Genomic DNA, 12,288 nt, shown 5'->3' with positions numbered 1-12,288 from the left:
CATGACAAAGAGGGAGAAATGATGAACGAGATCATGCTGTTTCCATTGCGTTCAGTGGTACTTCCACGAGGAATGATGCACCTGAGAATTTTTGAGCCTCGCTACCAGCGAATGGTCAAAGAGGCCTGCTTAAGCCAATCTGGTTTTGGCATCTGCATGGTGGAAGAAACCCAAGCGATAAGTAGCAAAGCAAACGTCTCCAGTATTGGGACTCTCGTTAACATTGTCGACTTTGAATCCCTTAACGATGGTTTACTCGGTATTACAGTGCTCGGAGAAAAGCGCTTCAGCGTCAAACGTGTATGGAGCGACAGTGATGGATTACGCCGGGCAGAAGTCGAATGGCTGCCAGAGTGGGCTTTCCCATCCACTACTCCCGATCATGGTTTCCTTATCGAACAGCTTGAAGAAATTTATGAGCAGATCCCACGCATTGGTGAGTTATACACCCAGCGTTATTTTGACGACCCAAGTTGGGTCACTCAGCGCTGGCTGGAGCTGTTACCACTAGAGTGTGATCTTTTTGAACAGCTAGCTGGAGCGCATGATTGTTTGCCTGCGCTGCGTTTCTTGACGGAAACCATAGACGCTGGCTAACGGGAGAGAAAAGGTATGAAAAGGTTAAAGGTAGCTGCGCTTGCTCTGTTGAGTGCATTGGGTCTCACCGCTTGTGAAGACGACGACACTAAGTATGTTCAGTTTCAAGCGGTACATGCATCGGTTGACGCTCCAAAGGCCAACGTTTGGGTTGATGGAAAGGCTCGCTTTACCGGAGTGGACTATGCGTCCGGATCAGGTTACGTCAGGCTAGAAGAAGGCCACCGCACTTTAAGAGTGGATGTCGCTCTTCCAGCAAATGCTACCGCTACAGTGATTCCATCGACCACCCTTGACCTACATTCTTCGATGAAATACACCGCTTTTGTTGTCGGTGATGCTGCAACAGGAGCGAGCAACGCAGTTGAAGCATTGGTTGTCTCTCGCAGTGCCACATCAACAGCAACTTCTTCCACTCTAGATGTACAAGTGCTTCATGCTGCGGCAGGTATTCCCGACGTCAATGTTTACGTCACAGCACCTGGAGCCTCGTTATCCGCATCTCAACCTGTTGCAACCCTTGGATATAAAGACTCCTCTGGGGTACTCAATATAGCAGGTGGGAGCTACCAAGTTCGCCTTGTGACAGTATCCGGCAGCTCTGTCGCATACGATTCGGGCTCGATAAATTTGGCTTCTGGCAGTGAACTTACCATCGCCGCAATCAAAACTGGTGACACTGGCAGCAGCTCTCCGGTCAAACTTCTAGTTTTAGATGGTACTAATAGTACTGTGGTGCACGATACAGGTAGTGTCGCTGAAGTACGGGTTGGCCATTTGGTAGACGGTGCGCCACTGGTTGATGTATACATCGACGGCAGTGCGGTCACAGCGCTAGATAACCTCGCTTACAAACAGATCAGAGGGTACCTAGACCTTTCTCCAAAAAGTTATGACATCGATGTCTATGCTGACGGTACAACCACGTCTCCACTGATTGATGTTAATGGCCTGGCGCTCGATGCGGGCAAAGATTACAGCATCTATGCGGTGGGGGTTGTGTCGCCGAGCGTTGCTTTAGAGCCTATCGTCGTAACAGATAACCGTCGCCCAATTTCCACTAGTGCTGTTCTCAATGTGACTCACGCAGCCGCCAATCCGGTTGCAGCTAGTGTCGATGTGTATTTGACCTCATCTTCAGGTATCGCTGGTGCTCAGCCTGCTATTTCAGGGCTTGCATATAAAGCAAGCACTCAAGATATTTATGTTGCCCAAGGTAACTACTTTGTCACAGTCACTGTCGCTGGCGATCCGAGTACGATTGCGATCAACTCGGTGCCAGTGACACTAAACTCGGGCAGCGTATATCAAGCGGTAGCAATTGATGACAGTGGTAATGGTGGGTTTAATCTGTTGCTGAGTGACATTAGCGACTAAATTAAATAGTGTGGGGAGCTATCTCCCCCAAACTCTAGGAGGGGTTATGTAATGTCTGATACTTCACAAAACCTGAGCAAGGAAGAGTGGTCCCAGTGCATGGCTAAAGTGCAGGCACGAGACAAAGAGTCTTATGCGGTGATATTTCGCCACTTTGCGCCCAAGCTCAAATTATTTGCTTATAAACAGTTAGGAAATGAGCAAATCGCCATGGAAATGGTTCATGAAACCTTGGCAGTAGTGTGGCAAAAGTCAGAACTATTCGACCCAAGTAAGAGTGCGCTTTCAACTTGGATATATACCATCATCAGAAACAAGTGCTTCGACTTTTTGCGCAAACAGAAGGGCAAAGAGCTTTCAATTCACTCTGAAGATATTTGGCCGAGTGAGAGTTATCCGCCAGATTTAGTTGAGCATTATTCACCTGAGCAAGATCGTTTCAAACAGCAGGTGCTCAAGCACATTCATCAATTACCAAAAAAACAACGAGAAGTTGTTCAGGCCGTCTATTTGCAAGACCTGCCTCAACAACAGGTAGCCGAGCAATTCAATATTCCTTTGGGGACCGTTAAATCTCGATTACGAACGGCTATAGAACAATTGCGCAATTCAATTCAAACGGAGGGACTGCGATGAGCAAACATGTGAACCAAGAAATGCTCGAGGCATACGCAGCTGCCAATATCGATGCAGCATCAGGACTCTTAGTCGCTACCCATTTAGAGATGTGTGAAGAGAGCCGATCACGTGTAGATCAGCTTGAGCAGCATCATGCTGACCAACTCAATGCCCTTGAGTGCAACTACACCAGTGACTTTGACGGTATGCTCGAATCTATTATGAGTACTAAACCGCATTTTCACCTTACCCCGAGCCGGACAACGACGACTACAACGATTGCAGGAAAATCATTTGAGCTACCTAGTACCCTGACGAAGTTTGCCGATCGAATCAGTGAATGGCGTCGTTACGGCAGTAAAGTCATGAGTGCGCAAATAGAAGTAGAAGAAGATGTACGAATGAACCTGCTATACCTTGCAGAGGATGCTCAAGTACCACAGCATACACACAAAGGCATTGAAACAACCTTGATACTGCATGGTGGGTTCAGCGACGAAGATGGTCATTATCATGAGGGAGATCTACTGGTAAAAGATGCCAGCGATAAACATGCTCCATTCACCCGTAAAGGTGAAGATTGTTTGTGTTTGGTGGTACTGACTGAACCAATGATTTTTACTCAAGGTGTCGCCCGGATATTTAACCGTTTTGGGCGAGGCATGTATCCATAAAAGATAAACCAGAGCTTGGAGGTAATTGATGGCTGAGCTCTGGTTTTTAAGCACAGCAAATAGCAAAAAGCCCGCTGATTTCTCAGCGGGCTTTTCGTATGTGGCGGAGAGATAGGGATTTGAACCCTAGATACGCTATTAACGTATGCCGGTTTTCAAGACCGGTGCTTTCAACCACTCAGCCATCTCTCCACAATTTTTTATATCCAAAGTCTTACTATCTAAAACCGCTTTGGACTTCAAATTGTTGTTGTAGCGCCGTCAGATTTTGATTTGAGAAGCGCAATGTACGTATGTACATGAGCATCGCAGAATCAAAAGATGCAAGCTACAGCAGCAATTTGTGTTCAAAGCCTGGCGATGTCCTACTCTCACATGGGGAAGCCCCACACTACCATCGGCGCTATTGCGTTTCACTTCTGAGTTCGGCATGGAAATCAGGTGGGTCCACAATGCTATGGTCGCCAAGCAAATTCTGTTTATCGGTAAACGACCATCGGCATTCGGCCAACGGGGTCTAGCGATAATCATCTGGAAAGCTGTTCTTTGTTCTCACGCCGTCGGCCCTTAGCCGCTCGACGTTTACCGTCTCTACACATTCAATCTGTTCTTGCTTTGAGTCCATCAAAACCCCTTGGGTGTTGTATGGTTAAGCCTCACGGGCAATTAGTACAGGTTAGCTCAACGCCTCACAACGCTTACACACCCTGCCTATCAACGTTCTAGTCTCGAACAACCCTTTAGGACACTTAAAGTGCCAGGGAAGACTCATCTCAGGGCTCGCTTCCCGCTTAGATGCTTTCAGCGGTTATCGATTCCGAACTTAGCTACCGGGCAATGCCATTGGCATGACAACCCGAACACCAGAGGTTCGTCCACTCCGGTCCTCTCGTACTAGGAGCAGCCCCCTTCAATCTTCCAACGCCCACGGCAGATAGGGACCGAACTGTCTCACGACGTTCTAAACCCAGCTCGCGTACCACTTTAAATGGCGAACAGCCATACCCTTGGGACCGACTTCAGCCCCAGGATGTGATGAGCCGACATCGAGGTGCCAAACACCGCCGTCGATATGAACTCTTGGGCGGTATCAGCCTGTTATCCCCGGAGTACCTTTTATCCGTTGAGCGATGGCCCTTCCATACAGAACCACCGGATCACTATGACCTGCTTTCGCACCTGCTCGAATTGTCATTCTCGCAGTCAAGCGGGCTTATGCCATTGCACTAACCACACGATGTCCAACCGTGTTTAGCCCACCTTCGTGCTCCTCCGTTACTCTTTGGGAGGAGACCGCCCCAGTCAAACTACCCACCAGGCACTGTCCTCAACCCCGATTAGGGGTCTAAGTTAGAACATCAACACTACAAGGGTGGTATTTCAAGGACGGCTCCACTTGAACTGGCGCCCAAGTTTCAAAGCCTCCCACCTATCCTACACATGTAGGGTCAATGTTCAGTGCCAAGCTGTAGTAAAGGTTCACGGGGTCTTTCCGTCTAGCCGCGGGTACACTGCATCTTCACAGCGATTTCAATTTCACTGAGTCTCGGGTGGAGACAGCGTGGCCATCATTACGCCATTCGTGCAGGTCGGAACTTACCCGACAAGGAATTTCGCTACCTTAGGACCGTTATAGTTACGGCCGCCGTTTACCGGGGCTTCGATCAAGAGCTTCGACTTACGTCTAACCCCATCAATTAACCTTCCGGCACCGGGCAGGCGTCACACCGTATACGTCATCTTACGATTTTGCACAGTGCTGTGTTTTTAATAAACAGTTGCAGCCACCTGGTATCTGCGACTCTCGTTAGCTCCATCCGCAAGGGACTTCACCCACAAGAGCGTACCTTCTCCCGAAGTTACGGTACCATTTTGCCTAGTTCCTTCACCCGAGTTCTCTCAAGCGCCTTGGTATTCTCTACCCGACCACCTGTGTCGGTTTGGGGTACGATTCCTTACAATCTGAAGCTTAGAGGCTTTTCCTGGAAGCATGGCATCAATGACTTCACATCCGTAGATGCTCGACATCGTATCTCAGCGTTAAGAAGAACCGGATTTACCTAATTCTTCCGCCTACGTACTTGAACCTGGACAACCGTCGCCAGGCCCACCTAGCCTTCTCCGTCCCCCCATCGCAATTGTAAGAAGTACGGGAATATTAACCCGTTTCCCATCGACTACGCCTTTCGGCCTCGCCTTAGGGGTCGACTTACCCTGCCCCGATTAACGTTGGACAGGAACCCTTGGTCTTCCGGCGAGGAGGTTTTTCACCCCCTTTATCGTTACTCATGTCAGCATTCGCACTTCTGATACGTCCAGCAGCCCTTACAGACCACCTTCAACCGCTTACAGAACGCTCCCCTACCCCGCAACATAAGTTGCAGCCGCAGCTTCGGTTTACTACTTAGCCCCGTTACATCTTCCGCGCAGGCCGACTCGACCAGTGAGCTATTACGCTTTCTTTAAATGATGGCTGCTTCTAAGCCAACATCCTGGCTGTCTGAGCCTTCCCACATCGTTTCCCACTTAGTAGTAATTTGGGACCTTAGCTGGCGGTCTGGGTTGTTTCCCTCTCCACGACGGACGTTAGCACCCGCCGTGTGTCTCCCGGATAGTACTTACTGGTATTCGGAGTTTGCAAAGGGTTGGTAAGTCGGGATGACCCCCTAGCCTTAACAGTGCTCTACCCCCAGTAGTATTCGTCCGAGGCGCTACCTAAATAGCTTTCGGGGAGAACCAGCTATCTCCAGGTTTGATTGGCCTTTCACCCCTAGCCACAAGTCATCCGCTAATTTTTCAACATTAGTCGGTTCGGTCCTCCAGTTGATGTTACTCAACCTTCAACCTGCCCATGGCTAGATCACCTGGTTTCGGGTCTATATCCAGAGACTACATCGCCCAGTTAAGACTCGGTTTCCCTACGGCTCCCCTAGATGGTTAACCTTGCCACTGAATATAAGTCGCTGACCCATTATACAAAAGGTACGCAGTCACCCCACAAGGAGGCTCCTACTGCTTGTACGTACACGGTTTCAGGTTCTATTTCACTCCCCTCACAGGGGTTCTTTTCGCCTTTCCCTCACGGTACTGGTTCACTATCGGTCAGTCAGTAGTATTTAGCCTTGGAGGATGGTCCCCCCATATTCAGACAGGATATCACGTGTCCCGCCCTACTCGATTTCACTGATGATGCGTCGACAACTACGGGACTATCACCCTGTATCGTTGAACTTTCCAGAACATTCGTCTAACGCATTAAAAGCTTAAGGGCTAATCCAATTTCGCTCGCCGCTACTTTCGGAATCTCGGTTGATTTCTCTTCCTTCGGGTACTTAGATGTTTCAGTTCCCCGAGTTCGCCTCACTAACCTATGTATTCAGTTAATGATGACCGCTTATGCGGCCGGGTTTCCCCATTCAGAAATCCCAGACTCAAATGGTTTTTACTACCTAATCTGGGCTTATCGCAAGTTAATACGTCTTTCATCGCCTCTGACTGCCAAGGCATCCACCGTGTACGCTTAGTCACTTAACCATACAACCCGAAGGGGTCTTTACGTATGGCAAACAACCAAGGTTTCGTTGTCTCTATTTAGTGAGTGAGACAACATTCGATTTTGCCGGACTCAAATTTCCAAGAACACTTGAATGTGTGTTGGTACCTAATGACTCTTTACTTAAAAAGAAACACTAGGATTTGAGAACTTTTAATTTGAATAACAACGCATATCTAAAGATATGGGGATTGTTGTTATTCGTCAGCTTTCCAAATTGTTAAAGAGCAAGTTTCTTATCGAAACCATTTTTAAATATTCTCTATCGAGAAAACACTTAAAGATGGTGGAGCTAAGCAGGATCGAACTGCTGACCTCCTGCGTGCAAGGCAGGCGCTCTCCCAGCTGAGCTATAGCCCCATCGACGTTTAATGTCTTAACCAGCCTCTTCTGGGAGAAGAAGTGGTGGGTCTGAGTGGACTTGAACCACCGACCTCCCGCTTATCAGGCGAGCGCTCTAACCAGCTGAGCTACAGACCCAACATTAAAACTCTTTCTTTCTAAACCGTATCAATCTGTGTGGACACTAATCAAAGTTAATCTTTCGTATAAGGAGGTGATCCAGCCCCAGGTTCCCCTAGGGCTACCTTGTTACGACTTCACCCCAGTCATGAACCACAAAGTGGCAAGCGTCCTCCCGAAGGTTAAACTACCTGCTTCTTTTGCAGCCCACTCCCATGGTGTGACGGGCGGTGTGTACAAGGCCCGGGAACGTATTCACCGTGGCATTCTGATCCACGATTACTAGCGATTCCGACTTCATGGAGTCGAGTTGCAGACTCCAATCCGGACTACGACGCACTTTTTGGGATCCGCTCACCATCGCTGGCTGGCAACCCTCTGTATGCGCCATTGTAGCACGTGTGTAGCCCTACTCGTAAGGGCCATGATGACTTGACGTCGTCCCCACCTTCCTCCGGTTTATCACCGGCAGTCTCCCTGGAGTTCCCGACATTACTCGCTGGCAAACAAGGATAAGGGTTGCGCTCGTTGCGGGACTTAACCCAACATTTCACAACACGAGCTGACGACAGCCATGCAGCACCTGTCTCAGAGTTCCCGAAGGCACACCTGCGTCTCCGCTGGCTTCTCTGGATGTCAAGAGTAGGTAAGGTTCTTCGCGTTGCATCGAATTAAACCACATGCTCCACCGCTTGTGCGGGCCCCCGTCAATTCATTTGAGTTTTAATCTTGCGACCGTACTCCCCAGGCGGTCTACTTAACGCGTTAGCTCCGAAAGCCACGGCTCAAGGCCACAACCTCCAAGTAGACATCGTTTACGGCGTGGACTACCAGGGTATCTAATCCTGTTTGCTCCCCACGCTTTCGCATCTGAGTGTCAGTATCTGTCCAGGGGGCCGCCTTCGCCACCGGTATTCCTTCAGATCTCTACGCATTTCACCGCTACACCTGAAATTCTACCCCCCTCTACAGTACTCTAGCCTGCCAGTTTCAAATGCAGTTCCGAGGTTGAGCCTCGGGCTTTCACATCTGACTTAACAAACCACCTGCATGCGCTTTACGCCCAGTAATTCCGATTAACGCTCGCACCCTCCGTATTACCGCGGCTGCTGGCACGGAGTTAGCCGGTGCTTCTTCTGCAGCTAACGTCAAACACTAACGCTATTAACGTTAATGCCTTCCTCACTGCTGAAAGTGCTTTACAACCCGAAGGCCTTCTTCACACACGCGGCATGGCTGCATCAGGCTTGCGCCCATTGTGCAATATTCCCCACTGCTGCCTCCCGTAGGAGTCTGGACCGTGTCTCAGTTCCAGTGTGGCTGATCATCCTCTCAGACCAGCTAGGGATCGTCGCCTTGGTGAGCCATTACCTCACCAACTAGCTAATCCCACCTGGGCTAATCTTGACGCGAGAGGCCCGAAGGTCCCCCTCTTTGGCCCGAAGGCATTATGCGGTATTAGCTATCGTTTCCAATAGTTATCCCCCACATCAAGGCATATTCCCAGGCATTACTCACCCGTCCGCCGCTCGACGCCGTTATCGTCCCCCGAAGGTTCAGATAACTCGTTTCCGCTCGACTTGCATGTGTTAGGCCTGCCGCCAGCGTTCAATCTGAGCCATGATCAAACTCTTCAATTTAAGATTTTGTCGGCTCAATGAATACTGAACATTGCTCTTGCTAAATAAATAGCATAAGTAATGTTTGAATTGACTGTGCTGAGTCTTTCGACTCAATGGTCACTTCGTATCATTGAAACCAAGTTGAAACCGAAGTTTCATTTTTGATTATCATCAACGAGTGCCCACACAGATTGATAGGTTTAAATTGTTAAAGAGCTTTGCCTTGCGGCTCGCTTTGTGAGGTCTCTCTCAAAGCGGACGGCCATTTTAGCGAGTTAAGTTTTAGTGTCAACCACTTTTTCAAAACTTTTTCAAGCAATTTGCTTGGCTAAGTGACCTTGCTAACTCGTTAGTGCTTTCTTTCGAAGCCATCCCGTGTCAGCGAGGTGGCATTATAGAGATCCGAACCTCGTTGGCAACCACTTTTTCGAAGTTTTTTGTCTTTTTTGCCTCATTTGAACAAAAAGCCTTCATAAAGCGCAAAAAAGGACCATAAAGGCCCTTTTCTAGCGTACTTTTACTAAGAAAACTTAAATAAAAGCGTAAGCATCTGCGTAGATATGATCGCGTTTCGCTGCTTTACGCTCGGTAAATTGTTCACGAGCCGCTCCCGCCATTTCAAAACGTCCAGCAATATAGATGTCATATTGCTCCAACGATTCGAAATCACGCTCAACGGCTTGCAGTACATTACCCACTTTTCCAGACCAATCTGCAGGCGCTTGCTCTACTACCGCTTCAAAGTGAATATTGCTGTATTTTGCTTCTATATCTAAAAGCTCTTGTTTCGCATAAAGCTGGCGTTCATCTTTAGCGCCCCAATATAGATAGATAGGTTGTTGGATATCTTGGCTGATGCAATGATCTAAAATTGAACGTACATAACTAAAGCCTGTACCACCAGCAATAAGTAATACTGGTCGCTGCGCATCTTGCTTAAACCAAGCGTCACCATGAGGTGCTTCAATTTCGATATCATCACCGTTTTCTAGTGCAAGGCGCATGGCCTCGACCACTTCTAGCGCATAAGCATTTTCTTGCGCAGCACCAATATGAAGCTCTAGTTCACCTTCGTGGCGACAAGGACTACTAGCAATAGAGAAAGGACGACGGTCTTTCTCTCCCATTACTACCATCAGATATTGGCCAGCCTTAAAAGAGACTGGTGTTTCTGGATGCAATAGGATCTCATACGTATTACAGGCTAAAGGTTCAATCGACTTTACTTTACATTTTATTGTCATGGTTTCCTCTTACTCACTCTCTAAGGTGAGCAATAAGTCAGTTTCGGCGTATGCCAAACAGGGAAAGATCCAACCTTGTTCTCGCTCCTTCTTGGTGAGCATAGGTTCTAGTTGGTAATCGACTTTCCCATCTAATTTCCGACACAAGCAGGCGGTACATGCGCCAACTTGGCACCGATGAGGGAAGCGGATGTTTTGGTTGAGCGCCGCTTCCAACACGGTTTGGTTGTCATCGACATCAAATTCGATGCCTTGAGGCTCTAGTCTTACTCTATGTGTCATAAGATGTCGAGCTGAGTCCAATAGCTGTCGACTTTCGCCACCAGCTGAGGGTCTTTCTTAATTGGTTTTCCCCACTCGCGGGTAATTTCACTATCAAATTTGTTGGTCGCATCCATCATTAAGGTTGCTTCCCCTTCAAATTGGCTGTCTCGCGATGGATCCATACGTGTAGTAATCGCCCAGATTATGTCATTCCAGTCTCGGATATTCACATCGCCATCACAGCAAATGAGATAACTAAATCGATGACGTCCATCGAGTGTAGCGACTAAGCTTTTCATTACTTCATACGCCTGCCCCACACGGTGTTTATCGATATCTATCACCGCCAACCCTAGTTGCTCGGAACCGATATCAATGTGAACATCTTTTATATCGTCATTGGTTTGCTTCCAATCCTCTACTATAGAGAGTAGCTCTTGGCTTGGCAGCTGACTTGTTCTCATTTCTTGAGTCATCGCTAACTCAGCGTCCCATTTTTCAGTCGCATCCAAACCCATTTTGGAACCCAAACCAGCAACTGGGGATACAAAATCAAGCGAGTCTATCGGTGTATGGTCAATAAACAGATTGTCTCGTTTAGGCAACATGTGGCTCGTCATTGCGTTAACCACTTCTCCCCAATCTCGAGTATTGACGTTTTCATCGACTATGATGACAAACTTGGTGTACATGAATTGGCGTAAGAAAGACCAAACACCCATCATGACCCGTTTAGCATGTCCAGGATATTGCTTCTTAATTGAAACTACTGCCATTCGATAGGAACAACCTTCTGGTGGTAAGTAGAAATCAATAATTTCTGGGAACTGCTTTTGCAAGATGGGCACAAACACTTCATTGAGTGCCACACCTAGCACCGCTGGCTCATCAGGTGGTCGTCCCGTATAGGTACTGTGATAAATAGGATTTTCACGCATGGTGATATGAGTGATGGTAAAAACGTGATGTTTTTCCGCCTCATTATAGTACCCGGTGTGATCGCCGTATGGTCCTTCGTCAGCAAACTCATTGGGGTCTATATAACCTTCCATGACTATCTCTGCACTCGCAGGGACTTCGAGATCATTGCTCACCGACTTAACCACTTCGGTGCGACTGCCACGTAGTAAGCCCGCAAAAGCATACTCAGACAAGGTGTCTGGTACAGGTGTCACCGCCCCCAAGATGGTGGCAGGGTCTGCACCAAAGGCAACTGAGACTGGAAAGGGTTTGCCCGGATTCGCCTCCATCCAATCACGCAGATCGAGCGCACCACCACGGTGAGCTAACCAACGCATGATTATTTTGTTCTTGGCAATTTTCTGCTGACGGTAGATCCCTAAGTTTTGGCGCTTTTTGTTTGGCCCCTTGGTCACAGTCAAGCCCCACGTTAATAGCGGCGCAACGTCTTCAGACCAACAACTCATTACGGGAATTTTATCCAAGTCAATTTGCTCACCTTGCCAAACGACTTGCTGACAAGGTGCTTTACTCAATCGCTTAGCTGGCATATTGAGCACTTGTTTGAATAAAGGGATTTTGCTCAAGGCATCTTTGAAACCGCGAGGAGGTTCTGGTTCTTTTAGATAAGCGAGCAATTTACCCACTTCTCGAAGGTCCGAAACACTTTCTCTTCCCATGCCCATGGCCACACGCTCAGGAGTACCAAATAAATTGGTTAATACTGGCATGTCATACCCGACAGGGTTTTCAAACAGTAATGCAGGCCCCGCCGCTCTTAGTGTGCGATCACTAATTTCTGTCATTTCGTAGGCAGGGTCGACCGGGTGACTAATACGCTTGAGCTGTCCATTGCGCTCAAGGTAGTCCAAAAACTCTCGCAAATCCTTAAAATTCATAGGCCTTTAGCTGGCTAA

At 48.2% G+C, this 12,288-nt stretch carries 7 protein-coding genes, 3 tRNA genes, 3 rRNA genes and 1 pseudogene; 4 read left to right on the top strand and 10 right to left on the bottom strand.

Features of this window, described 5'->3' with window-relative positions:
* Window positions 1–21: 21 nt before the first annotated feature.
* From J4N39_RS00365 to J4N39_RS00350, 4 genes are read left to right on the top strand one after another with little or no spacing between them, the layout of a single operon-like run.
* Window positions 22–597, top strand: coding sequence for an LON peptidase substrate-binding domain-containing protein (locus tag J4N39_RS00365; RefSeq protein ID WP_252023573.1), 576 nt, complete (start codon window positions 22–24; stop codon window positions 595–597).
* A gap of 15 nt (window positions 598–612) precedes the next feature.
* The gene (locus tag J4N39_RS00360; protein ID WP_252020950.1) at window positions 613–1,974 is read left to right on the top strand and encodes a DUF4397 domain-containing protein; all 1,362 of its coding nucleotides are present in this window, start codon (window positions 613–615) and stop codon (window positions 1,972–1,974) included.
* Window positions 1,975–2,025: 51 nt separating this feature from the next.
* Window positions 2,026–2,610, top strand: a complete 585-nt coding sequence (locus tag J4N39_RS00355; protein WP_252020948.1) for a sigma-70 family RNA polymerase sigma factor — start codon at window positions 2,026–2,028, stop codon at window positions 2,608–2,610.
* Window positions 2,607–3,266: a ChrR family anti-sigma-E factor gene (locus J4N39_RS00350; RefSeq protein ID WP_252020946.1), complete on the top strand. Its 660-nt coding sequence runs from the start codon at window positions 2,607–2,609 to the stop codon at window positions 3,264–3,266. Before J4N39_RS00355 ends, J4N39_RS00350 begins: the two co-directional genes overlap by 4 nt.
* Before the next feature lie 101 nt (window positions 3,267–3,367).
* Here the strand turns inward: J4N39_RS00350 and J4N39_RS00345 are convergent.
* The 10 genes and pseudogenes from J4N39_RS00345 to ubiD form a co-directional block, all read right to left on the bottom strand.
* Window positions 3,368–3,458, bottom strand: a tRNA-Ser gene (locus J4N39_RS00345).
* Between the two features lie 160 nt (window positions 3,459–3,618).
* A 5S ribosomal RNA gene (rrf, locus tag J4N39_RS00340) occupies window positions 3,619–3,735 on the bottom strand.
* Window positions 3,736–3,911: 176 nt separating this feature from the next.
* Window positions 3,912–6,800, bottom strand: a 23S ribosomal RNA gene (locus tag J4N39_RS00335).
* A 303-nt stretch (window positions 6,801–7,103) separates the two neighbouring features.
* Window positions 7,104–7,179: transfer RNA gene (locus tag J4N39_RS00330), tRNA-Ala, on the bottom strand.
* A 43-nt stretch (window positions 7,180–7,222) separates the two neighbouring features.
* A tRNA-Ile gene (locus J4N39_RS00325) sits at window positions 7,223–7,299 on the bottom strand.
* A gap of 69 nt (window positions 7,300–7,368) precedes the next feature.
* Window positions 7,369–8,921, bottom strand: a 16S ribosomal RNA gene (locus tag J4N39_RS00320).
* The 16S, 23S and 5S rRNA genes sit together here with 3 tRNA genes alongside, the layout of an rRNA operon.
* A gap of 512 nt (window positions 8,922–9,433) precedes the next feature.
* Window positions 9,434–10,147 carry an NAD(P)H-flavin reductase gene (fre, locus tag J4N39_RS00315; protein ID WP_252020944.1) on the bottom strand — a complete coding sequence of 238 codons (714 nt, stop codon included), beginning with the start codon at window positions 10,145–10,147 and terminating at the stop codon, window positions 9,434–9,436.
* Window positions 10,148–10,156: 9 nt separating this feature from the next.
* Window positions 10,157–10,429 carry a 2Fe-2S iron-sulfur cluster-binding protein gene (locus tag J4N39_RS00310; protein WP_252020942.1) on the bottom strand — a complete coding sequence of 91 codons (273 nt, stop codon included), beginning with the start codon at window positions 10,427–10,429 and terminating at the stop codon, window positions 10,157–10,159.
* Window positions 10,426–10,875, bottom strand: coding sequence for a hypothetical protein (locus J4N39_RS23040; protein ID WP_503063889.1), 450 nt, complete (start codon window positions 10,873–10,875; stop codon window positions 10,426–10,428). The genes J4N39_RS00310 and J4N39_RS23040 overlap by 4 nt, the downstream gene beginning before the upstream one ends.
* A gap of 8 nt (window positions 10,876–10,883) precedes the next feature.
* Window positions 10,884–12,270 (bottom strand): annotated as a pseudogene (gene ubiD, locus J4N39_RS00305) (4-hydroxy-3-polyprenylbenzoate decarboxylase); the annotation flags it as partial.
* Window positions 12,271–12,288 lie beyond the last annotated feature (18 nt).

Origin of the sequence: Vibrio sp. SCSIO 43136 (genome assembly GCF_023716565.1) — a bacterium.
Lineage (GTDB): Bacteria > Pseudomonadota > Gammaproteobacteria > Enterobacterales > Vibrionaceae > Vibrio.
The sequence above is the reverse complement of the archived record's forward strand: the minus strand, read 5'-3'. Positions and strand labels throughout refer to the sequence as shown.

What these genes read in the sequence shown, in the direction of transcription:
- J4N39_RS00365 (WP_252023573.1), top strand. Translation starts at nt 22, where the DNA reads ATGAACGAGATCATGCTGTTTCCATTGCGTTCAGTGGTACTTCCACGA.
- J4N39_RS00350 (WP_252020946.1), top strand. Translation starts at nt 2,607, where the DNA reads ATGAGCAAACATGTGAACCAAGAAATGCTCGAGGCATACGCAGCTGCC.
- J4N39_RS00310 (WP_252020942.1), bottom strand. Translation starts at nt 10,429, where the DNA reads ATGACACATAGAGTAAGACTAGAGCCTCAAGGCATCGAATTTGATGTC.
- J4N39_RS23040 (WP_503063889.1), bottom strand. Translation starts at nt 10,875, where the DNA reads ATGAGAACAAGTCAGCTGCCAAGCCAAGAGCTACTCTCTATAGTAGAG.
- fre (WP_252020944.1), bottom strand. Translation starts at nt 10,147, where the DNA reads ATGACAATAAAATGTAAAGTAAAGTCGATTGAACCTTTAGCCTGTAAT.
- J4N39_RS00355 (WP_252020948.1), top strand. Translation starts at nt 2,026, where the DNA reads ATGTCTGATACTTCACAAAACCTGAGCAAGGAAGAGTGGTCCCAGTGC.
- J4N39_RS00360 (WP_252020950.1), top strand. Translation starts at nt 613, where the DNA reads ATGAAAAGGTTAAAGGTAGCTGCGCTTGCTCTGTTGAGTGCATTGGGT.